This window comes from Nostoc sp. C052 (assembly GCF_013393905.1).
Lineage (GTDB): Bacteria > Cyanobacteriota > Cyanobacteriia > Cyanobacteriales > Nostocaceae > Nostoc.
The window spans coordinates 312584-336425 of sequence record NZ_CP040274.1; the positions used below are offsets into that span (position 1 = coordinate 312584).

The 23842-nt window shown below is 39.4% G+C and carries 18 protein-coding genes; 11 read left to right on the forward strand and 7 right to left on the reverse strand.

Annotated elements, in window-relative coordinates:
* Positions 1-24 precede the first annotated feature (24 nt).
* The 5 genes from FD723_RS36235 to FD723_RS36255 are packed head-to-tail and all read left to right on the forward strand — an operon-like array spanning position 25 to position 6172.
* Positions 25-1842 (forward strand): type IV secretory system conjugative DNA transfer family protein, encoded by a 1818-nt coding sequence (locus FD723_RS36235; protein WP_179070026.1) that lies wholly within the window; start codon positions 25-27, stop codon positions 1840-1842.
* Positions 1826-2293, forward strand: coding sequence for a relaxase/mobilization nuclease domain-containing protein (locus tag FD723_RS36240; protein ID WP_179070027.1), 468 nt, complete (start codon positions 1826-1828; stop codon positions 2291-2293). The genes FD723_RS36235 and FD723_RS36240 overlap by 17 nt, the downstream gene beginning before the upstream one ends.
* Positions 2286-2660, forward strand: coding sequence for a hypothetical protein (locus FD723_RS36245; protein ID WP_179070028.1), 375 nt, complete (start codon positions 2286-2288; stop codon positions 2658-2660). The genes FD723_RS36240 and FD723_RS36245 overlap by 8 nt, the downstream gene beginning before the upstream one ends.
* A gap of 4 nt (positions 2661-2664) precedes the next feature.
* Positions 2665-5376: a DUF3854 domain-containing protein gene (locus FD723_RS36250; RefSeq protein WP_179070029.1), complete on the forward strand. Its 2712-nt coding sequence runs from the start codon at positions 2665-2667 to the stop codon at positions 5374-5376.
* Position 5377: 1 nt separating this feature from the next.
* Complete coding sequence (locus FD723_RS36255) at positions 5378-6172, forward strand: hypothetical protein (protein WP_179070030.1); 795 nt, start codon at positions 5378-5380, stop codon at positions 6170-6172.
* 438 nt (positions 6173-6610) lie between these two features.
* Here the strand turns inward: FD723_RS36255 and FD723_RS36260 are convergent, their stop codons facing one another.
* Positions 6611-7384, reverse strand: a complete 774-nt coding sequence (locus FD723_RS36260) for a HAMP domain-containing sensor histidine kinase (RefSeq protein WP_179070031.1) — start codon at positions 7382-7384, stop codon at positions 6611-6613.
* A 251-nt stretch (positions 7385-7635) separates the two neighbouring features.
* Here FD723_RS36260 and FD723_RS36265 point away from each other — a divergent pair, with 251 nt between their 5' ends.
* Complete coding sequence (locus FD723_RS36265; RefSeq protein WP_179070032.1) at positions 7636-8319, forward strand: response regulator transcription factor; 684 nt, start codon at positions 7636-7638, stop codon at positions 8317-8319.
* Positions 8320-8323: 4 nt separating this feature from the next.
* Here the strand turns inward: FD723_RS36265 and FD723_RS36270 are convergent, their stop codons facing one another.
* From FD723_RS36270 to FD723_RS36285, 4 genes are read right to left on the reverse strand one after another with little or no spacing between them, the layout of a single operon-like run.
* Positions 8324-8977 (reverse strand): DUF6753 family protein, encoded by a 654-nt coding sequence (locus FD723_RS36270; protein WP_179070033.1) that lies wholly within the window; start codon positions 8975-8977, stop codon positions 8324-8326.
* Complete coding sequence (locus FD723_RS36275) at positions 8943-9659, reverse strand: hypothetical protein (RefSeq protein WP_256875330.1); 717 nt, start codon at positions 9657-9659, stop codon at positions 8943-8945. The genes FD723_RS36270 and FD723_RS36275 overlap by 35 nt, the downstream gene beginning before the upstream one ends.
* 10 nt (positions 9660-9669) lie before the next feature.
* The gene (locus FD723_RS36280) at positions 9670-10650 is read right to left on the reverse strand and encodes a hypothetical protein (RefSeq protein ID WP_179070035.1); all 981 of its coding nucleotides are present in this window, start codon (positions 10648-10650) and stop codon (positions 9670-9672) included.
* A gap of 41 nt (positions 10651-10691) precedes the next feature.
* Positions 10692-11522, reverse strand: a complete 831-nt coding sequence (locus tag FD723_RS36285; RefSeq protein ID WP_179070036.1) for a hypothetical protein — start codon at positions 11520-11522, stop codon at positions 10692-10694.
* Between the two features lie 698 nt (positions 11523-12220).
* Here FD723_RS36285 and FD723_RS36290 point away from each other — a divergent pair.
* From FD723_RS36290 to FD723_RS36300, 3 genes are all read left to right on the forward strand, one after another.
* A complete protein-coding gene (locus tag FD723_RS36290) occupies positions 12221-12874 on the forward strand; it encodes a hypothetical protein (RefSeq protein WP_179070037.1) in 654 nt (217 codons plus the stop codon).
* A 258-nt stretch (positions 12875-13132) separates the two neighbouring features.
* Entirely contained in the window at positions 13133-14176 is a 1044-nt protein-coding gene (locus FD723_RS36295; RefSeq protein WP_179070038.1) for a hypothetical protein, read from the forward strand.
* A gap of 88 nt (positions 14177-14264) precedes the next feature.
* Positions 14265-14498, forward strand: coding sequence for a hypothetical protein (locus FD723_RS36300; RefSeq protein WP_100904243.1), 234 nt, complete (start codon positions 14265-14267; stop codon positions 14496-14498).
* 63 nt (positions 14499-14561) lie between these two features.
* Here FD723_RS36300 and FD723_RS36305 read toward each other — a convergent pair whose 3' ends face one another.
* Positions 14562-15203 (reverse strand): hypothetical protein, encoded by a 642-nt coding sequence (locus tag FD723_RS36305; protein WP_256875331.1) that lies wholly within the window; start codon positions 15201-15203, stop codon positions 14562-14564.
* Between the two features lie 1265 nt (positions 15204-16468).
* On the opposite strand from FD723_RS36305, the gene FD723_RS36310 reads away from it, so the two are divergent.
* On the forward strand, positions 16469-17119 hold the full coding sequence (locus FD723_RS36310) for a tyrosine-type recombinase/integrase (RefSeq protein ID WP_179070040.1): 651 nt from the start codon (positions 16469-16471) through the stop codon (positions 17117-17119).
* A gap of 171 nt (positions 17120-17290) precedes the next feature.
* On the opposite strand, the gene FD723_RS36315 is transcribed toward FD723_RS36310, so the two are convergent.
* Complete coding sequence (locus tag FD723_RS36315; protein WP_179070041.1) at positions 17291-20962, reverse strand: DUF3854 domain-containing protein; 3672 nt, start codon at positions 20960-20962, stop codon at positions 17291-17293.
* 1443 nt (positions 20963-22405) lie between these two features.
* Here FD723_RS36315 and FD723_RS36320 point away from each other — a divergent pair.
* Positions 22406-23821 (forward strand): NB-ARC domain-containing protein, encoded by a 1416-nt coding sequence (locus FD723_RS36320; RefSeq protein ID WP_179070042.1) that lies wholly within the window; start codon positions 22406-22408, stop codon positions 23819-23821.
* The last annotated feature ends 21 nt before the right edge of the window (positions 23822-23842 follow it).

Sequence of the window (23842 nt, forward strand, 5' to 3'; positions counted from 1 at the left end):
TTGTTACTTCTGAATTCTGACATTATGAGTAATAATTTGACTAGTTCCCCAAGTAATCAACCATTCCGATTTGAACAGCTTCAAAATCCTCATGACAGTATTGGTAAGTATACCAATGCTTTATTTACACCAAATGGGCTGACAGTTTTAAGTTTAGTTGGTGCTTACATTTTAATGAGAGTCTTTTTGGGCGATGGCAGTAGTAAAAAGAAGATTGCTACTAGCTATTGGGGAGGCAGAAAGGAGAGCAGTACAGCTAAGAAAAAAGCATTGCAACAAATAGCCTATCCCCGATGTGATAGTGTAGCTTTGTATATTGGCAGACATCCATTCAAAGGTGCAAAAAAGCAAATTGGTAGTGGACGAGTACCGATTTATGTACCAGAAGTACAAAGGGGAACTGCTGCCATTGGCGCACCCGGAAGTGGGAAAACTTTCAGTGCCATTAATCCCATGTTGTTCTCCGCAATTGACCAAGGGTTTCCTATTTTACTATATGACTTTAAGTATCCATCTCAGGCGAAAATTGCTGCTTATGCTAAAAGTCTTGGCTACGATGTTCATATTTTTGCCCCTGGATTTCCCGAATCTGAAGTTTGTAACCCTCTGGATTTTTTAAGAGATTCTTCTGACGCTGAAAACGCTCGGCAAATTGCGACGGTCATCAATAAAAACTTCCGCATTCTGAATAATTCTAATGAAGATGGATTTTTTGGCCCCTCCGGGGATCAGTTAACCCAAGCTGTATTAATGTTAACCAAAGAATTTGGAGATAGAGCTGATGTCATGACCAGTGCCGCCATCTTGTCTAGTGAGCAGATGATTGCGCGGTTAATGTCTGCTAATCTCAACCCTTGGGTCAAGATTGCCTTTGGTCAGTTGTTCAGTTCTGCCGCGAGTGAGAAAACCGTCGCCGGGATTGTTGCCACAGCTAGTATTATGTTTACCCGCTTCATGGCCAAGAACACACTGGGTTGTTTTATTGGTAAAACGACTTTACCACTGTCAATTAAGGGTAAACAAATGATTATCTTTGGTTTAGACAGAGAGCGCCGCGATGCTGTTGCACCGTTGATGACTAGCGTTCTCCACATGACCATCGCCCGAAATATAGCCAAAAAACGCTTAGATCCGTTAATAGTTGCATTGGATGAATTACCTTCCTTGTATCTGCCCGATTTATTCAGATGGTTAAATGAATCACGAAGTGAGGGTTTCTGCGGCATCCTCGGCTGGCAGAATATGGGGCAGTTGGAAAAGAATTATGGTCGGGAAGTTGCTAAGACTATCCTTGGTGCTTGCAGTACGAAATTTATTTTTAATCCTGGAGAGAACGAATCAGCACAGTTGTTTTCTTCGTTTCTGGGAGATGAAGAAATTAGGTACAAGCATAAATCAAGATCCACGGGTGGTGGAAAGAGCAATAATACCATTAGCGACCAAGAGAAAACCAAAAAGTTATTTGAATCGGCAGAGTTTTTAAAACTACCAGCCGGTAAATGTGTTTTTATAAATCCTGCATACTCCAATAAGAAAGAGGGGTCAGTTCCTCAGTTAAAAAGCATCAATATTCCTCAAATTCTCCGGGACATCGACAGATACAACGAAAAAAAATGGAAACCAGTCGTCAGTAGATTAGCTCGGAAAAGTACACAGAGATATCCGACTCAGTACGATTTAGATTTGAGAGTTAATGATGTCAATAACCGTTTTCCTCCACCTGCTAAACAAGACAACAATCCTAATAATAAAGTCTTGAGCGTTGGAGAAATTAAATCAATCCTAGACGAAAATGCTCAGAGCCAAATTCCAAGGGTATTAAATAATGAGAATAATGATTAAGGAATATGCTCTCTCTGATTTTGAGATAATTAATCAACTAATGCAGACATTGACTATTAACTCTGGCAATCTCGTTAACATTCATGCTCCCGCTTGGGTCATTAATACTTTTCACGTTTTAAGTAAACAAAGACCAAGATTAAAAAAGGTCGGAATTTATGTTCAAATTACTTTGAAAGGTTTCCCGATTAATTTATCACCGGATGTTTCTTCACAAATTCTCAATGAATATATTCAAGGCATCGGCTGGGATGATTTGCAATATGTCACTTTCCTGAAATTTCATCAAGACTCTTTAGAATTCCATCTTATTTTTAATCGGGTGATGCCATCGGGGGAAGTGATTGACTTAAATTGCCTCGGTGCTACATCACAGCAATATGACGTTTTACAAAAGTCTTTAATCAATCTTATTAAAACCGAATCCAGCAGTGGGGTGACTTATGTTTGATGAACGGCATTCACAACTAGTTTCTAATTACGCTAAAAGCAGTGATTATTTTGCCAGAAATATCATAGCACCTTTAATAAAATATGTTTGCGCTGACACCGTAGAACAATGGAATAAAAAAGCAAGATTTGAACTAGGAAAAGATACTTATGCTCTTAAAATTGATGGAGGTGGAGGTTATTCTTGGGCAAAAGTTGATCCCAAAACTAATAACTTTGTAACCCTAGAGCCAGAAGAAGCCAAAACAATTGAAGAAATTGTCGAACAATCTTTAGCAAATACAAACGCTCATCAACAAAACCAAACTAATACTTCAAATACTCTTTCTACTCACAGTAATAATAATTCTTGCTCCGAAATAGAGTAAAAACATGGATGAATTCGTTAATTCACGTCCAAATAATATTGAGCATAAACACTGGTATGAACTGGTAGTTAATAGCGCAATCCATCCTCTAATAGTATCTGCCAATTTTAAGTCTTTGTATTATGACTCCATAGAGCAGTGCCATGAGTCTTGGGAATACTTAATGTATAGTGACCAGATTGAGCGTAAAAATGCTGGTCGTTTAACTGATAAAACTCTCCAAGTTTACGCATATCTTGATTCTACTGATGGCTGGTGGTGTAATGGTGGTGTTGACCCCCGCACTTTCTGTGATTTACTACCTGGGGAGCAGCCTAAACAAAAACTTTGGGGCTGTTATAAACCTGATTTTCCTAGACCTGATGTCCAAAAACCTGGGAAATTTATCAAATATGAACATCCTTACAAAGATGAACTTAGTATCTTCTTACTAGAAGTACCGAAAGACATTGCTGAATTTATCTACTCCAAAGCTGGCGTTAATCCAAGCCAGTGCGATCGCCAATCAGGTTTTTGGTTTTCTGTGTGGAAACACAATATACCAGTAACCATTGTTGAAGGCGCTAAGAAAGCAGCGAGTATTTTGACTCAAGGAGATGCTGCCATCGGCTTACCAGGGGTAAATGCTGCATATCGCTCTAAAGATGACCAAGGTAATCCAATTGAGAGCAAATTACGCTCCGAAATTGCGATGTTTGCGACTCCAGACAGAGAAGTGATAATCTGCTTTGACCATGATTCCAAAAGTAAAACTCAAGTCAACGTCAGCAAAGCTTTGATTAAAACTAGTCAACTTTTGGTCAATCATGGGGCTGTTGTCAAAATAATCACTTTACCCGGGCCAGAAAAAGGTGTTGACGATTTGATTGCCGCACAAGGGGTAGCCGTTTATGAAAAGCTCAAAGCCTTAGCGGTTTCTTTTGAAGATTGGCGGCAAAATAACCCTTTGCCTGACCTGCGACAATTTATTTTTCTCAAAAATGGACAAGAGTTAAAGCTTAAGAGTGTGGCAGGGGTGGGGAGTGTGGGAAGAAGTGAGATTCTCCTCACACCTGCTACACCTGCTACATTTACTACAACTCCCACACTCCCTGAATCTCTTACAACAAGTGATGAATCCAGATGCCCCGAAGCCTCTCTGACTCCTCTGCGTCCTCTATCTCCCTTACCTCCCCTACCTCCTTTATCCCGTACTCACCCTCTGTATGCTGCTATCAAATCTATACAAATACAACAGGCATTATTAACCCAACAAACAGAGGAAAAAATTGCGCCTCTTCCACAAACTAATTCCCAAACAAATGATCGAGTAATTATTCCCAAAGCCCTTCAATCTCAAGTTAGTTCGCCTTCAGAACAGAGCAGCACTAAGAACTCACAAAATACGGAACCAATATCAGTCGGTGAATTAGAAGAATTAGAAGAATTAGAAGAATTAGACATATTGAAACGCCGTCGTCGCCAATCCGAAATTATTTCTGACACAACAGAAAGGAACAACACTTTTGTAGAAACACCTTCTGTTACTAACAAGGATTTGTTGTCATCCAACAGCATACCTACTGGTAACAGTTGGGTCAATATCAAACAGGTAACGGTTTATAAACAAACAATCCCTCGAAGGTTTTTAGAAGCTAAACAAAATCAAGACATTGCTTTTGCTGCCAGAGAGCTTGTCAAGAATTATGGCGTTCAACAAGATGATGGCTCTACAGTTTATCGTGCCGATGCTTTTCTTATTAAAAAGAATAAATCTACTTATAGTATTCATCGTCGTCAAGCGACAAACTTAGATAATCCAATTATGGAGTTTGAAGCCTCACAATATCATATTAATATTACTCAAAAACCTTTAGATAATTTTTTACCTATAGAACGCCAGGAGTTTTTAACGGTTGCAGATACCTTAAAGCAAGGTAAAGAGCTACCCTCCCTCGATGAAGACCCCAGGAAAATTGCTAACAGTCTAAGCTCTCTTTCTCCTGATGGCACTCATAAAATACTTGAAAGTTTTAAATCTTTAGAAATATTCAAAATACTTACAAATACCCTAGAAACCTTTAATTCTCACGATTTAGAATTAGGTAACTATCGCATTACTTATACTTCTAATGATGAAAATAGTGGTGATATCAAGCTTTTAAAAACTGAACATAACGGAACTACTAGAGTTGCTGTACATTTAGAATTGAGCCGTACTGACGAACAAATGAAGCATCAAGTTCACTCTATGGCTATTACCTCCTTAGAAATTGACAAACTCCGGCTGCTGGCAACTAAACTTCAAATCCCAACAATTAATTCTGCTGCTAATACCCACGCAACTCGTGATATCCCTTTACCACTTCATCCAGCATTAGCTGAAATTTGGAACTTACTGGAGAGTTCTGTCAGATGGACATCTGGAGCGAACCAAGGTAATGAAGGTTTTCGTGAGCGATTTCAAAAAGACCCCAATGCTAAACTAACTTTGGGTGAGCAGTCACAACTTTATTTTAAATTTTTAATTCAAACTAAAGAAGAGATTATTATTCATGGGAAAACTGATATTATTTTGCCGCCACTTAGCGAAATTACAGAGGATTTAAAATTGTTGCGCGAACGATCGATTAATAATTTTTATAGTCCGAAGATTTCCCAAAATGCCGAAACACAGAAGCCAACTCAAGAAGAACCTCACAATCCAGAACCTCAATTAAACAACTTGGAAGTTTAGTATGCAATCCACAGATGTTAGAGAAACTATCGCCTCCATTAATCGTGGGAGTGGAATCTCGAATAATATGATGGCTTATCGACTGGCTCTCATGATCGAGAGAGTGCCACAGAGTACAGTGCAATCACCCATTGAATTAGATTCACAATCGCGTCAAAACCTTGAAGATAAATTAAGAAATATTTTGACCAAAAGTACTCAAAATATTGAAGATTATAGACTACAACTTAAAAATAAATATCTGGCTGAATATTCTCAAAGATTCGGTGTCACTCAAAGCGAAACACCTGTGACTGAGCAGCCTAATAATTTTTCTAGAGTTGAAAACTTAATTACTCAAAGAAAGCATATATTTCTTCAGCAAATGATTGCTCAAGAGTCAAAAGCTAATCTAACTCCCCCCACGTCACAAAATCAAGGCGATGAATTCAGTAAAAAGTCTTTGATTCCTGCCGTCGTTCAAACTATTATTGCTAAAGGTCAAGATACTAAAAATGAAGGTCGCGTTTATGAAGGGGTTCTTTATAGACTTCAATTACTAATTAAAGAAGGTATACAGTTTATCAATGTTAACCGCAAAACTCAATCCAATCAAAAAGCTTTTGCTGCATATAAAGACCACACTAACGAGTTTACAATTACTTCAAATAACCTCTCAACTGAAGAAGCACAAAAAATCGTTGCTTTTAATCAGCAGCGAATTGCAAAAGAACAATCTCAATCATTACCTATTCAAACTGATAAAACTCAGCAATTTACATTTGATAAAGATGATCATTCCGAGCTAGGGGACTAGAGGGGTGTGGGAGGTGTGGGAGGTGTGGTGTGGGGAGATGAAGCGAAGTTAAACAAAATGCAAGAATTAGGTAAAAAGTATTTGTGATTTCTGAAAACTTAATTATTTAGCAATTGGTATTTTAGGAAACAAGGTTAATCAAAATTGAGATAATTAGTTACTCAATGAACTCCCCACACCACACCTCCCACACTTCCCACACCTCATACAATCTCCCACATTTAACTAAAATACCCCATTAGTAATCCAAATATAAATCCACTAATTAAGAGATACCGTCTTAATATTGGATTTATTTTCACAAAAGGAGCAATTATTGTTGCAAGAAATATGTAAAATGTGGCTTCAAATATATCAGTGCTGAATGTGATAACCGCAGCAATAAACAGCCCACCAAATATCAAACATCCAACTACATACTCTATCTTATCCCATAGCTTAGTGTCGTCCAGGTAGCGCATGAGTCAATTTCGGCTTTTTCGGGATTGTAGCATCTACTCCATAAAAATTGTTTACTTGATAGGGAAATTTTATTGTAAATATCGTCCCCTTACCAACAACAGAATCTACAGACAGTTTCAGCCCATGAGAATAAGCTACCATCATTGCAATATACAATCCTAACCCGGAGCCAGGTGAAGAAATAGTCCCACGATAAAAAGGTAGAAAGATATTCGCCAAATCCTCTGATCCAATACCAATGCCCGTGTCTTCAATTAAAACTACCAAGTCATCACCCTGGTTCAACAATCGCAATAATATATCACCTGTCTCTGTATATGAGAGGGCATTTTGAAGTAGATTTGAACACATTCTGTAAAGATGTGTTGCATCTCCTTTCACCCTAGTTCCATGTACATATTTTTTACAAGTCTTGTAGTGCAATTTTAAACCCCGATTAATAGCTTTTGGCATATACTCTTGATATAAATTATTCAATAAGTCGCCAAAATCAAATTCATGAATCAAGGATGGATTTAAACCAATAAGTCTATCTCTTGATTGATGATTTCGATACATATCTATCAGTTGGATAACTCTGTTATTAGTCTGCCATAAAGATACTAGAATTGTTTTTATCTCTTGGAGATTGCTTCCGTACTCTCCATCTATCATTTGCTTCAAAACAATTGATTCATTAACCACTGCATTGGATACGTCATGTACCAAGGCAGAAATATTAATTTTATTTCTTAATTCTCTTTGGGACATATAAACACTCCTTATCAGGATATAAGTTATTCTATTAGACTGCTTTTTAGCAAAACTTATTATTTCTAATTATAGCGGATGTCCCTGATATATACCTTAATTACGTTTAGTTTAATCCAGTTATTTAGAAATGTTTTCATTCCCCTACTTTGGGAATGTATTAAAATATATATACTTAGATTTTACTGCTTTTATTCAAACATTTATGGTATAAAAATAGGAGAAGTTAAAGATTAACTCTTGGTGCAAATATGAGTATCATGACAATTCGGGTAGTAGTAATTGAAGACCAAGAACTGTGTAGACTTGGCATTAGAACGGCGATCGCACAAGAATCAGACATGGAACTGTGCGGCGAGGCTAGCTGTGGATTGGAGGGATTAGAGTTAGTCAACTCAACAAATCCTGATATTGTCTTGCTTGATATTGGGCTACCAGATATCAACGGACTGGAGATGACAACCAGGATTAAGAAGGACACTTTATCCAAAGTTATTATCCTCAGCGCTTATTCTAGTCAAAATGTGATTAACGAAGCTTTTGCCTGTGGTGCTGATTCATATTTCTTAAAGACAACCAAGATCGAGTCGATTAAAAACGCTATCCGTAGTATCTATCGAAATGAAGAATATCTTGACCAAGCGATTATCAAGAGATTTCTGGAATTGAACCATCGTCAGAGTACAAAAATTAAAGGCAAAAAGTACAACGAGTTGCCTACAACTCAAGAAATTGAAATTCTCAAATTAATTGCCAGTGGCTACTCCAATAAGGAAATTGCTAATCAACTTTTCATTAGTATTAGTACAGTTAAATCCCACACTGGCAACCTTTTTCTCAAGTTGGGAGCTAGAGATCGGGTCAATGCCATTCTTAAAGCTCAAAGTTTTGGCTACCTAGAACCTTCAACCCAAGACTGGAGAGCTATTGGGTAGTTCATTATTTCTTGTTCTTTTGCATTTGAATCAAGCAATATCCTTTCAAGCGATTTTCTTCTTGACAAGCAGCCAGAGTTTGTTGATTCTCAACAAAGAGCTTATAAGTTTGCTTACCTTCGCTAGATTTTACCCATTGTAAAATCTTCAGATCGTTGTTTGACAACATGACTGATTGGTTTTGACCCAAGTTAGTCATCACGTTCCAAGTTGTAAATGAAGCAAGCATCGCACCGGCTGCTGTCACTCCTCCTACCAGAGCGCAGATAGACCAAAAACGCATCTGAGAATTTCCTGTAGATAATCGCATCTCTTTTGGTGGCGATGATGTCGAGGATGCAGATGATGTTGATGCTTGTATCAGCTTCGGTATTTGTTCTGTTAAGACATCACGCACAGTATTACTGACTACAGTGTTGTTCATTGATTGGGCTGTTTTAGAAGTATTCGCCACTTTCTCTTCGACTGTTAGTACCCAAGCTTCAATCATTGCCTCCATTCGTGCTTGCAGTGAAATCATTGTCTCTTCATATCTGCCAAGTGTTGCCATGACTTGAAACATCGGGTCATCTTCTGCTAACCCCACTTGCTGCGCTGTTTCAACAATCCTCTGTTGTTCGGCTTCAGAATACCCCTGCAATATTTCTGATGTTCTCACCTGCTGATACTCCTAAGTAAATACTAGCGACTTGATTATTTTTTACAGTCTCAAAGAAATTTTTTAGCCAGTGATAAATATATGAGCGATACAACACATATAGGGATTGCTCATGAAAACATTGTGAGTAAGGTTTGGCTAAATCCTCCATTGCTTGATAATGATCTCTGTGCAAGGCTGTTAATATAATTTCTGTGCCCCCAACCAATGGCAATTTTTGCTCTATTAATTGCTTATACTCTTTAAACCTCGTATCAAAATGTTGATTTTTGACTATGACATAATTAGCATTGTCCGTTGCAAAATCTAATAGCTGCAAGAAATATTCCATGCAATCACTTCTATGGGAAATTGGCTGTAAGAATGTTAGTTTCCAGTTCAGTTCAGCCAAAACAGTAAAAAAATCAGCCTCATATATGTAGTTACAGATTTCTTGAATATATTGTCCCGGCATATCTACAAAAAGCACATCTAATGAGTCATTGAGTAAATCGTCTAATACCAAATCTGGATTGTCTGTGAAAAAGTTTAAGCTTTCGATTGGCACTATTCCTGCATAAGCTTTGAACTTGTTACGATTGTCATGGTTATAAATCTTAACAGCTTGATGTTGGCTAAGAAATAGTTCAATCAATAACTTGATAACTGTAGACTTTCCCACACGCGAGTCACCTACAGTCATAACTACACGTCTACAAGCGGGGGACATTTTCTAATCCTAAAATGCTTTTTGCCAACCAAACTTGTTCCTTGAATTTGCTAATCCAAGTACTTACCCTTCCTTTTACTGATGGCTTTTCTTTTTGCTCTATTCCTTGATTAAATGTCAAGCTATTTTTGTCTAAATAATCATAAGCGTGTTCTATTAAATCTGGCATTGTTATTTCTAAAAACGGAATGTTACTTTCTATTAATATATCCTTCATCGCTGTTATGTCTGAGGATTCTTTATATCTGACAAAGTTTTCTGGCGAACCGAAGAACAAATTCTTCACTACGACATAATCTACTTGGTCTTGACAAAAATCATATAAAGTTATTAACTGCTTTACCGAATCCATTACTCGACTAATTACAACTACAATTGTTACTCGCATATCATATAATTCATCAACTGTAGACAAAAATTTCATTTGTTGTACGACATCTTTTAAGATTCTCATCGACTGTGGTGGTAATTCCAATAAGAATAAAGACTTTCCGGGAATAACTGCTCCTTCTGTGTCTAAACTATCCTCTATTAACTCTTTCAAATCATCTAGAAAAATGTCTACATTCCCTTCTGTAAAAAAATCTAATTCTCTCACTAAACATTTATCCCCATAAAATCTGCTTAAATGAGAATTAGATATGTCCGCATCAAAAGCCAAAAATTCTTTTTTCATATCCAAATATGTTTGCGCTAATCCTCTGGCGAAAGTACTTTTTCCTACTCCTCCTTTATCTCCTGTCACTATCACTAATCTCCGACTCCAGTGCTTTTTATTGGTGACTGCGGTTTTTGTTTGTGGCAGGACTGTATTTCCTGCTTCTGTTTTTTCACCTGCGGTTACTGCTCCTGGCGTCTGCTGTATATCTTCTGTGCTTTCTGCTTCTGTTGTTTCATCTGTTACTAAGAGTAATTCTTCTACTCCGTTAAGGATCTCCGCCTCATCCTTTAAAATATCTGTCATCTGATTTTCTCCTCTATTTCATGTTTAATCAGTTTCGGGGTTTAGTCCAGTGCTAGCATCTCTGCTGAAAAGTAGTCTAATAGGTTTAAATACATTGGTTTTAAATCCTTGAAATTGTCAATTGATTTATTAACCATTGTTCCCAGAGCTTGTAATATTAATCCTTGTTCTAGTACCTGATTTATATCAAACTCATTTAATTTATTTAAATGGTAATAAACTAATAAATCTAATGATTGAGCTATCAACAAATTTGCCGATCTTATCACCAAATCTTCATAAACATATTCATAATTGCTGACTGACCTTAGTACTGTCTTCAATACTTGAAAATATCTAGTCCTGAAGTCAATCCCATTTAAATCAATAGTCTGAGGACAGCTAGCTGGCAATGGAAGCTTTTTAAAAATAAACTTTAAATATAAATCAATACTATTTGATGACCAAGAATCACTATTTTGGAAATACAAATACTTAATCAAAGAATCTTTCTGATCATAATCTATTTGTTGAAATAAGTATTTTGGTTGCTCGATTGCAATCATCGTGACATCATTTTTAAACACTGGCATCACATTTGTTCTTACCCATTGCATAAATTGTTTGACTACATTATGTTCTACTATTGTTAGTGATATTAATGAGTGAATCGATAGAGCGCTGAGTGTTGATACCAAACTCACTTGATTATTCTCCATCATCACTAATCGTTTCTGAACTTCAATTGACCTCACAAAATCATCATTTAAAATTGGAGCTACTATTTGCAATACATCCACTGCAAATAACTCTAGCCCTGATGGTGTTGCTATCACTCTTACTACAGAACTTGATGGATGCTCAAATTCCCAATATCGCCAAACTTCTACCATTTCTCCACTAACTTTTTTGTTCTCCCTCCTCTTACTGCAAAAGCTAGCTTTTTACCATAAGAAGATACGTTAGATACTTGAAGAAGAATTCAGCTATTTTGAATGAGTGTTGCCCATGCTGAATTCTTACTTAGACACTATGGCATATTCCCCCACTTTAAAGGAATCGCTCGAAGTCTAAAAAAATATCGTACTTCTGGCTATTGCTTTTTGTTGACATCCTGTTATACAATCACCGCTTTCATCTGAAACAAATTGAAGAAGAATTCAGAATTCAGAATGGGCTAAACGCCCCGCTATCGCTAACAGGAGTCAGAATCAAGACGCTCGCAGACTCGCTATCAGTGGGGGATTCAGACCCGCCACTGAATTGTTGCACCACTAAATCGAAGATTTAGTGGGGGTCTTAAACCCCTTGATTCATCCGCCAGTCACACAAAATTCATGTCTGTTTTCTGGCGACTGACGCATGTATTCTGTTTCGATAAAAACATCACAAAAGTTCAACTTTTTTAATAGTTAATTGCTGGTTTTAGCTTGCTATTTGAAATCGAATTATTATATATTATTTAGGATGAATTTTAGCTCACATTTATTCCATAAGTACACAAAATTATTTTTCCAAATTGAGCTAAATTTAGCTTTTTTACTATCCAGCTTTTTCGATAATAAATAGTTAGCTATTAAGCGAGAATAGTATGCTTTTCAAAACTTCACGAATCGCCATTACTTTAGCTTTGCTCGTCGGTGGTGGTATCATCTCTTGCCAGAGTAAAACGCCTGAACAGATTGCACACGAAACAGAACTTGAGTTGATTGCAGCAAAGGAGAAAGCAGAAGCAGATGAAGTTAAAAAATTTGTTGACAGTACTCCCGATCTGTATAGAGTTAATTGGAAAGTTTGTAGTGACGGTTTTCTCGATCGATACAACAACGGCTGTAACGAAAGTCGAGATGTCCGTACTAAAGGTTTTTCTGAAGCCGTCCTTGCTTGGGGGCCTGTTCAAGAGGTGAAGTTTGTCACTAAGCGTCATTTCAGTCCCAATATGCAGAGTGTTGGTTTGTTCGTCAAATCTAAAGGTTGTCTCTTATTGGGTAAACCCGAAGCAGGAGATCAGTTTTACAAAATACACGAATTTTCACTTACAAAAGGTTCTGCCCTTCCAAATCCTGACAGCGCTAAAATTGATAAGCTTTCTCTAGAAGATAAAACCAAAGCTATACGAGTAGCCATTAACAATGCCGAAGACGAAATTGCTTCTTTAAACAATTTCGGTGTTTCTTCCAGTGGATTTATACCTACTACTGCAAAACAACCTTGTCTCACCCTTGAAAAATGGAAAAAGCTATAAATTCACAACTGCTTAAATAAGTAAAATTCGACGAGTGCAGTTCCTTCCATAACACCAAGGGAGAATGCACTCGATTGCTTTTTGGGTAGCGCGATCCTCTTGTAGTATGAATCACTTTGACAATATGAAAAACAAAGCGAAGCTTCAACTTACTCAAATACTTTACAATAGGTGTGAAACTGTCAATTCCTTTCCAATTCACTCGATGTTGTTTCATAACTATACGAGTGTCGCAAAGTTTAGTTAATTTCAAACTTGATGAATAGCCCCTTTCCTTTAGAGCCTCCCCAAAAAGCAATCGAGTCATTATTAGCATTGCGAGATTACTACGCACCTCTTGTAGAAGAGTACGAAAAATTATATTCCCTAGCAAAAGCAAATCTCACTCATGTAGAAGCTCTATTATCTAACTGGTCTTTGACTGAGGAGGTAGATAATGATAATGAAGAATTCACCTCTGAAAAAGGAAAAAACTTCTTCTTATTCTTAAGTGAGGAATCTGTTAATGACGATGTTGAACCTATTACCCATCTTGAGCTAGACGATTCACAGGATACATCAACAGTCGCAACACAATTGCTTGACTCCACTCAACAAAATATATTCACACTTATACAAGCTTGGTCAGGTGAAGAATCTGATGCAGCTACAGATACTCCAGTACTCCTAGAGCCACCGATAGAAACATCAACTCAACAGCAAGCGCTCTATGGAACCGAGACGGCCATGCTGCCTATTTTCCAATCCCTGTCTCGCCCGGAAGCTATTGAACAGGTTTTGGCAGAACACATTGGCACAATTGTTCACATCGATTTTATTGTCAAAATGCTCTATGGGGAATTAGAGCCAGAAGTCTTTAAAGTGCTTAAACACAGAGTTAAATCATCCCTCACTAAAGGCAGGGAAACTAACAAATGGTTCAGTGTCCCAGGATCACCCGGATATTATACTCTCTCTTTAACTTTGCTACCAAAACCGGAGACGAAGAATTCGTCCACCAGAGTCAAAGGCAAAAATAAGAAACAAGTTTTGCCGCCACAGCCCAAAGACATACCAATGCTAAAAGAATTTCAGGGTCAGTTTTTAATTGATGCACTAACAACTTTTCTAGAAAATAATTCGGGTAAAGTTTTCAGCGTTTCAGAAATTACCAACGGAATCTATGGCGAACTCACTGCGGCTGAGATTAGAGAAGTGAAAAACAAGGTATTGAATGAGTTATCACGGGGTCATCGCACAGGGCGATTCACTAGGGTTCCTGAGCAGATCGGTTTTTATACTTGGAACTTGGATTTGATTTAAGTAGAAACGATTAGGCGATCACCTGGGCGTGGGCGCTTGAGCCGTCGCATCCAACCAGACTATTGCTTAACTTACACTTTTAACATTTATGGCTATTCCAGCAACACAGTTAAAGATCGGGCAATCGGTGAAGTATCTGATCGGTACTCGAAGCGGTATGAGTGCGGCAATAACCGATATCAGCAAATCATCTCTTAGTCTCAAAAATACTCATATTGTTACTTTGACCTTTGATGATGATTCACTACCAAATCACTTAAAAACACAACAACTAACTGTTTATGACGAATTGCTTGAAGGTTGTGAAATAATCACATTTTAAAAAATTCAAATTGGCAACAGCAGAGCGCACATCCGCCGCTACAAGTTGAAATTAATCAAAATACTAACTTACTGGCTGATATAATCCCGTATTTTCGTTAAATTCCCACCCCAACCCTGCTCTATCCTTCCCCTTACACCATGCTACAAAAAGCGGTGGGGGGAGTTTAATTCGCTCCTTACGTACAGTTTCCTCACTTACACCAAGTCTTGAAGCCAAACCTTCTTCAGTTAACGGTTGCATTCTGGGAGTATGCACTTTGAAGGATGAATTATTGTAGTACGATTTATTGCCCCGCCCTTGTTGGTTGTTGAGATAGTTTTGAATTTTAATAATCGCCTCAGCCAACTGTGTCATTCGGGCACACATCCCCTCCACTTTTTGTTCTAAATTGGCGAGATTATCAATTGCTGTGGTTTGATTGCTATTAGATTCATTTGAAAACTCTGACTCGAGCTTATCAAGTCGTGAGCAAATAGCTATTATCGTTTCATTGCTTGAACTGCTGTTACTATTGTTACTACAAACTAAGTACTTATCTACACTTGCCTTAATCTTTGAGTCTAGGCGTTCGTCTAAATCATTTCCACCTATTGCATCAACCTTATCTTGGGAATCGCCTAAGTAGAGTTCGATAAATTCGAGCAGCGTGGCTGTTGCCGTTGTGCCTTTCGAGTTGCAACAGGCGATAAACTGCTCCCACATCCTTTGGTCACAGTTGAAAGATGCCAGTTTTTTTTTGCGCCCTGTATTGCTCATGTTCACGTATCATCTAGGTAAACTTGGACTCTCCACGCTTATTAAATCGTGTAATTCATCATGATGAATTACCTTGATCCTATCATCGCCAAATGCGTCAGCGCATTCTTCAAGCGATGTCTTTTATGAAGAGATGTGTCCATTAAAGAATTATTTGTCAGTTTTAAACAATTAGTGCCAAGGCACTCGATTTTTTGAGTCCTGTGCAATTAGAGTTATGCTCTAGCTCCTTTTATTCCAGTTTTAAAGAATTAATGTCACTATCAGAAACTAACTCGCAATCAGCTAAACTCCCTTCGACCATCAGCGAGCATCTTGGCGTTCACCCTGAGAATTGATTCAGGACAAGTTCGGAATCAATTGCAGAAAAGTTTGAGTTTTTGGCACGCAAGTTTTATCCGTTTCTTGAAGAATTTTTATAGAGCAATCACACCACTCTCAAAAATAAACTAAAAATGACTTTATAATTTTATAGCGTGATAGCGATTAAAAAGCGGGCTATTCCAATAAGCTTGATTTGGCATGAAAGCAACAGAAGCAGGGAAGAATCTTGTACAAGTTTCTTAAAATAAGCACCTTTACCCGTTTTCTTTAACCCAAACCTACACCTGTAATATTTGTGTAGTTAAATGTCAGGAGTATCCTCTTTGACCTGTTGTATTACTGATTAGCTATAAAGTCATTTTTAGTTTATTTTTTTTTCACCGATTTTTAGGTTTTTCTTTTAGAGGTGTATTTTTAGGGGGAACCACAAAAAAAAGATACCAGCCTTGTTCTTAATTGCTCGTTGTGTGGCGTGGATCTGGATCGTACTTTCGTATCTTTATGAGCGGGTAAGTGCCTTACCACCCAAATCGGGAAAATTGACTTGCCTGAAGACGAATCGATCACTTACTTGGGTAAGTAACTATACGTTGAAAACACATTGTAATTTCAGACATCAAAAACTAACTTGCCATTCGGTAAAGTCCCAACGGCCGTTTCTGCATTCTTATCAATCAATATTGATATTGGCTAACCACAACAACTGGTGCTTTCAGGTGAAAGCTGCGGCGATTGCACGGAGCGCAACAGCAAAGCAGATCGCAAGTGGCGTGTCGATGGCTTGTTGCAATTGCAGTACAGTTAGTTCCACACTTTTTTTACCGAAATAAATCCTGAGACGGGAGCATCGGCGATAATGATTAACTATCGCGGAGTGTGCATCTAAGGTGAAAATTGACCGTCACGGGAAGGCAAAAGTCCTAACGCCGGAAGAAATCGGGCGTTTGTTTACTTCGGGGTTAACCACAGTCCGGGATAGAACACTTGGTGCAGTGATGCTGTACACTGCCTGTCGTGTCTCCGAATGCGTCACCCTCAAAATTCAGGATGTTTATGACAGCAGAACCAAAGTCAGACCAGAGCTGAATATTCGCAAAGGCAGCACGAAGGGAAAGCTGTCCACTCGTACAATTCCTGTGCTGGATGAACTGCGGCATCACCTGGAATTGTATAAACCCAAAGTTTCTCGTGATAGTTATCTCTTTCCTGGACGCTGGGGCCGTGGTCATTTGCATGAGGATTATGCGGCACTGATTTTTCGGAGAGGGTGCAAACTAGTAGACATTGAAGGCGCAAGTACTCACAGCTGCCGGAGAACTGCACTGACGCTGATGAGCAATGCGCGAATTCCACTGAGAGTAATTCAGCAAATCAGCGGACATCGAAGCTTGGAGCAACTGCAAGAGTATCTTGACGTGGAAGCGTCGCAAGTTCGGGGTGCGATCGCGGCATTGTCAATGCTGACACCGCCATCGGTTAGCAGCAATAAAAATGACTTGGTAGATGAGAATCATACAGAGTTATTCACAGATTTCTAGATCGGAAAATGTACCAAAGACGATCTAGACAGGAGTTATCCCAGATAAGGGATATAAGTATTTTCCCAAAAAGCCATTTACAATTCCATAGGCAACATTTCAAGCCAAAGCCACTGATAAAAATGAGGCACAGATTGCTCTAGGTTACGTAGCTCAGTCGCGGCGTAGGCTTTATCCCTCCATTGGCAACACCTCTTCATTCAGCAAGGCATAAAATTCCGGGACTTCATCCTCGACAAGTCGCAGTTCATCAGGAGCGATCGCTTCAAGTTCCAGCACCGTCTCCCAGCGCAAATCACTCTGCCATCGTTTGAGAATGCCTTTAATTGCATCTACTCCACGAGAAATACCAGAGCGAAGTATTTCTACGCAATGAAGTAGAGTAATCCGGTCAGTGAAGAGAGCAGAGGGGCAGGGGGGCAGGGGGGCAGAGGGGAAAGAACTTGTACAAATTTCTTCTTTGTTCCTCAACTCCTCAACTCCTCTGCTCCTCTGCTCCTCCGCTCCCCTGCTCTCATCTGTAGTATCCTCCCCTTGGCAATGGGAGTTCCCTATAGCATTCGGGGGGGGCGTGGATACGGCCTGCTGATTGGGGTTTACACTATACGCAGCAGGGGTTTGGGTCGCATAATAGGTTCGATTTTCTTTTTGATTACGCTTTTCCACGCGATGAGCAATTACATGCATTGCAAATTCTAATTCCTCTTTAGATAAAGAAAAAAGTTTCACCTGTTGACCGCGCTTGCCCTGCTTGCGGAAAGTCAGCTTTAGCCCCAGCTGCTCTACTAAAGTCGCCAGCAACCAAATAGGTTTACAGTCACTGGGAATAGTAAACCCAAGAATTGCTTTGACGTGAGCAGCACAATGTATAGCGATCTCCGTCATCTTGAGTAAGGTGGGGTCATCGGCAGTAACTTCATCACCCTTCATTAAAGAAGTGAGAATTTGATGCAGCCCCAGGTTAAATCTAGCCAGCCACCGTGCGGAATAATTGCCCCAGTCGATGCACAAAGGTAGATTGTCGCGCTCTGTGCGGTCTTTTTGGGTGACAATTGTTGGTGGGGTAGGATAACTTTGCCCAGTTTTGGGGTCAGTAAACGATTCTTCGGGTGGGGCTAAAATGGCTTCAAGTCCAGCGATCGCTCTAATTAATCGACCACCTTTATCCATTTCTACAAGTGATTCGGTTACTTCGATGCCGTAAGAATCAGAAATGCGGAACTTTTCGCATTCAAAAATTTCATTAGGGTCAAGGTAATCTTTGCTCTGACGGGCACGGTACTCACTCAAAGTAATATTGTTAGCCTTTGCAACAGCCGAATTGTGGGCACTATCCAAAGCTTGTGCTGCTGCTTTAAGACTTTCGAGAGATTGAGGATCTGAATCACTGCCCACATATATAAATGTATTGCCCATTTCGGTGAGAAGCGATCGCAAATCATCACGCAGATTATTGAGAGAATAATGGCGGTTAGCCATAATTTGGCAGTAAGCCTCAAGCGCCCAATCTTTCTCGGCTCCGCGCTTACCCGTTTCTCTGTCAATCCGCAACAGAAAAGCGGTCATTTCATTGGTTTGGAGCAAGCGCTCTTTAATCTTAGTAGCATTAGTATCCTTGTAACCAAAGGGAGGACGCGGGGCCACCCAAATATGAAACGGGACTTTCGGGCGATAACGGTAAAGCTGTTGGGCACATTCGGTAGCAGTTTGGGAAACGCCGTGAAACACACCGAACACTAAATCAAAATGATACTCAGAAATATCGACACCAGTCCCCAGGCTAGGGGAAGTGAACAAGGCATCAAAGTTTTTGACGGCGTTGGTGATATCTTTAATGAAAGCGACGTTTTCATCACTGCCAGAATTGTCAGAATGAACCGACCAGATGCGGTATGAAGTCCTACGGGCTGGGCAAGGGGTAAGGGGTAAGGGGGAAAGGGCAAAGGAGGAATCTGTTAATTCTTCCTTTTCCCGGTTACTGAGCGCAGTCGAAGTATCCCCTTTAACATGCACCCCGCCAAGTTCACTTGGCGAACTACTAGATTCTTCGTACTTGATAGTAAAGGATTTGTCGAGTTTTTTGATGAAACGCTTACTGTCACTTGCAACCATGACTTTCTCTCCAAGCATCAGCGCTGCCGAGATTTGGGCGACTATGGCGCTCTCATTATCCCCCTCGTACCAATAAATTGTGCGTGAACCGTTTCGCCACTCGTTTTTAATAATGTACGGGACTTCACCTTTTGGTCGCATTGCAAGAAAGAAGTTTACCGTTAAATCGTCCATGTGTGCATCAGCGATGACGACCAGTGGCGCATTGTATACTATATATTCCAGTACCTCCAAAATGGCGGCGCGATGTTGTTTGCAAGTATTACTGTGCAGCAGGTGGGTAAGGTATTGGCAGGCTTCATCTATAAATATGCAGCCGTAGGTGAGAGACTGGGTATTCAGCTTATGCAAGCTGTCAATAGTAATACTAAGGGCTTGGGCCTGGGCTAAACCTGTGTAACCCAAGTCGGAATACATCGCCGTCCGCAAACGTTCGGCAAGATTTTTCAACAAGTTAACCCGATGTCCATTGTTGAGAAATCTGGCATCAGGATTTTGGTCACGCCACCAGCGCATAAGTTCAGTTTTCCCTGTACCCATGTCGCTCCAGAGTACGACCAGTCCTGATTTTGGGAAATTGAAGGTAGGGGATTTCTTCGATTTGGATGAATCAACTCCGCCAGAATCCGTAGACTCCTTCTTTCTTTGATGTCCTTTTATAGATGGCGTGAAAAGTTGTTCCTTTTCAAGCTCATAAAGCTCAGGCACTCTCAAGCATTTTTCTTCAAGTTCAGGAATGCACAAAGCCTCAGAGAGATACTTGACATTAACAGTGACATCTGGTTTGTATTTGCTAAGTCCCCATTTCTTAGCCCGATATGAGCGCTGGTAATCTTTTAGTGATTTAGCATCGTCTATAATTGCAGTTAGCAGAGCATTGGCATCTTCACCCCTGGCTACCACGAAATCATCTACACCTTTTTCTGGCCCCGGCAGTAATGCAACTTCACATTCAGAACCAGCCGATTCGATTGCTTTTGCAGTGCGAACAGTGGCTTGAAACACCGACCACCTGGTTTTAGAAGAAGTTTCGTAGTCGAATAAAATAATGAACTTGCGTCCCGCCTGAGCCATCGGTACTAAGTCAGGATGCAATCGTTCATCAAAATCCTGTTTGCCCACGCGCCCGTTCCAAATTCCAGGGAGTGCGATCGCTACAAACCCCAGACTTAGCAAGCAAGCGGCTTTCTTCTCACCCTCGCATAAGATAATCGGAATCTCTGGATGCTGTTTCACCCACTCCCAAAATATTAGTGGATTAAGTTGATCCAGTAAGCGCAATGCTAAAAGTGAATGATAGCGCTTAATTAAATAACGCTTTGCAACTAAGTCCTGGATGGGGTTAGCGACATCAAAGTAGGTAACGCGGTTGGGGGTTTTGGGGGGTGATTCGTACTTAACTGGCTTGCCTTTTTCCCAATCAATGCGAGGGAAGTTCGGCTTAATCCGCCCCCACTCCATTGGTTGCCAGTTTTTAAAGGGGTCAAGTGACTGAATCCACGTCCCACCTAGTAATAGGTGCTGATACATTTTTATGTATCCATCTGTTACCCGACCCGCATTCTTACGTGGGATTTTATCAGATATGAACAGGAAATCATAAACTGATTCTCCCTCTACATGGAAAAAGTTGCGCTTAATCAACGCCGGATGAATGGCGCTACCAGCTAACAACTCATGGTATTCCGCTGCCGTGAGGTTGTTTGGGTATTCAATTGTCGCTGAATTCATCGGTTCTCCCCTCGGAATTCCTTGGAGAGAACTCTTTCAAGCTGCGAAACCCTTGCTCTAGCCTCGATATTCCGAAAATTTACCTTCGTCACAGCACAAAATTGCCATGCGAAAGCTGCACTCGACCCCATGCGCTCTAACACTGCGCTCTTGGGGCGTTCTCTGTTTGTCATGATATTTTCCCCTGATAACTCGGTTTACAAGTTCAGAGGGGGTTGCATCAGTTATCAGTTATCTAATCTTGGACTCTACTCCCAACTGATAACTGGTAACTGTTATTCGCGCTACTACTGCTTTTAACTACAAAATTCGGGATATTTCTTAACCAAACTTAACTTTACCTAAAATTTATGAATTTCGACAGCAAAAACACACCGCAGGGAATGGACTTTCCAAACGGTAGACCCTATAATGGATCTTGCAGCGCGGTAAAAACTCTCGGACAAATTTAGTAGTCGTCTCTGTCGCCAAACTTCAACGGCAACTTATTTTGTTCCTTCGAGATGAACCCCGCTCTGAAAAAAGATGAATTTTACAAACAGACAAAGCGCCTACTCCTTAGTGGCGCTTTGTGCTTTAGATTTTTTGATGTTTTCACTTTCATACTCTCCTTCATTAGCTTGGTCATCCTAGCTCTAAAAGCTTTGATACTTTAGGCATGATATAAGCAGAGCGATGCATTTGACAGTCAAATTCAAAAACTGAAAAGTGATCTGATATTTTGGACATCGCCTACTTGTATCTGTTTGATTTTGAGTATTGCTTTTAGTACTCTGGTAATTGTACTAGTTTTGGCAATCTCCTAAAACTTTTTTTGATTGAGTGCGTACTCAAACTAGAATATAGCAGTATCGTAATATAATAACAACTCCAATTGCTATGATTTGTGAAAGAAAATTATACAGCAGTTTGCAAGTTAAGTTAGGTAGAAAATACAGGACTTATGAAACACCCTCTCCCATACCCCAGTCTTTGACCATCAAGTAAAGCGAGTGTGAAATACTCGAAAATGCCCAAACTGCTCCAGTAGGTTTGGTTTTTCCAGGGTATCACTGCTCAACAGCGATACAGTACTGCTTCCCAGAAACAACCGATAAGCGACAACCAATTATCTCTAGCTGTGACTTCCACAACCCTTTGTGTATCGGGGAGTAAGTCTTTGATTCTCTCCCACTGGTGATCTCGCCGCACATAACCAGCAACTTAGGTTATTTGTTTATCCCAAGTATTACTGACTCCAGTTTACCTAATTGATGATACACCCTAGCTCTGTCTTCCCGCATTCTGTCTCAAAACCCGTAGCTTTGTACTTCATGCAAAAGAAAACTGTTGTATAAATAGAGAATAGTAGACTACGCAAGTTTTTAAAAGATTATCTGCTAGAAAGTATATACTTTTTGTTTAATGAAATAAAAAACAGTACTAAAAGGAGCTTAATAAAAGGTGAATGCTAAAGAAGCTATCCAAGCCATAGATGACTTAGTGTTTGCAAAACAAGGCAGGTGGCTAGAGGAGCCAGAAAAAATTGTGCTTAGATCAGCTTGGCTTGATCTGGATTACAAGGACATAGTAGAGAGTACTCCCTATGACATTAATCTTTTGCAGAGGCGTGTAGCACCTAAACTGTGGGTACTATTAACAGGGATATTAGGGAATGGGGAAAAAGTCACTAAGAAACGACTGAGGGGCATTGTAGAAAAACAGATCGCATTAGCTGACAAGGAACCAGCAAAATGGAATGAAGCTGCTGCTGGTCTACCCATACTCGCAGGAAGTCTGCCTGACATATCTAATTTTTACGGTCGAACTCCTGAACTAGCAATGCTAAAAGAATTGATAGCTCAAGAGCGTTGTGTAGCAATTATAGGAGCGGCAGGAATAGGGAAAAGTGCTTTAGTTGCTAAGTTGGTTCAAGTTTTGCGTATGGGGTCGTATGAGTTTAATGGTTTTATTTGGAAGTCAATTTCGTATAGTCCATTACTTACAGATTTAGTTGCTGACTTGCTTAGAATTTTGGCTTCTTCAGAAAACGAGGAGTTAGATTTACCAGAATCTATCCAAGCTAGAATATCTAAATTGTTTGAATACCTGCGTTCACGTCGTTATTTGGTGATTTTAGACTCAGCAGAGTCTTTATTACAGGGAGATAGAAATAGCAGTTCAAATGCTTACGGTAAGGAGTATGCAGAGTATGGAACGTTATTTAATAGAATGATAGAGGAACAGCATCAAAGTTGTTTACTAATAACCAGCCGTGAACCATTTATTGATTTTAATCGTCTACAAAAAAAGGGACAACCAGTTAGGACGGTAAAACTTGAAGGTTTGGGAAAGGAAGCTTTGGAAATTTTTAGTTTCTACGGTTTAACTAATGAGGATAAATGGGGAGATTTAATTCAAACCTATCGTGGTAATCCTTTATCTTTAAAGATGTTAGCGGACAAGATTCACAAATTTTTTGGTGGAAGTGTAGAGAAGTTTTTAAATTTTAAAACTGTATTGATGACAGATATATTTCAAGATAGTTTGGATGAATTATTTGAAGAAAAAGGTCGTCTAACTATTTTAGAGAAACAGATTATGTTCCATTTAACAGAAGAACTAAATAAAGAGTCTGGGAATTCAATTGGATTGAGTGTATTACTTAAAAAATTCAAGGGTAGACAGCAGAATGAGGTAACAACCTCAGAAGTACTTGAAGCTATAGAGGCTTTATATGCACGTTCTTTAATTGAGCAAGAAACGAATGATAGTAAAGAAGTACTATTGAGTTTAGAGCCTCAAGTTATAAAGTATCTTTGTACCTATGCTTTAAAATTAGTTCAAAATACGGTTTATGATTTTAAATCAGCAGCTTAATTATATTATTAACTTAAGAGT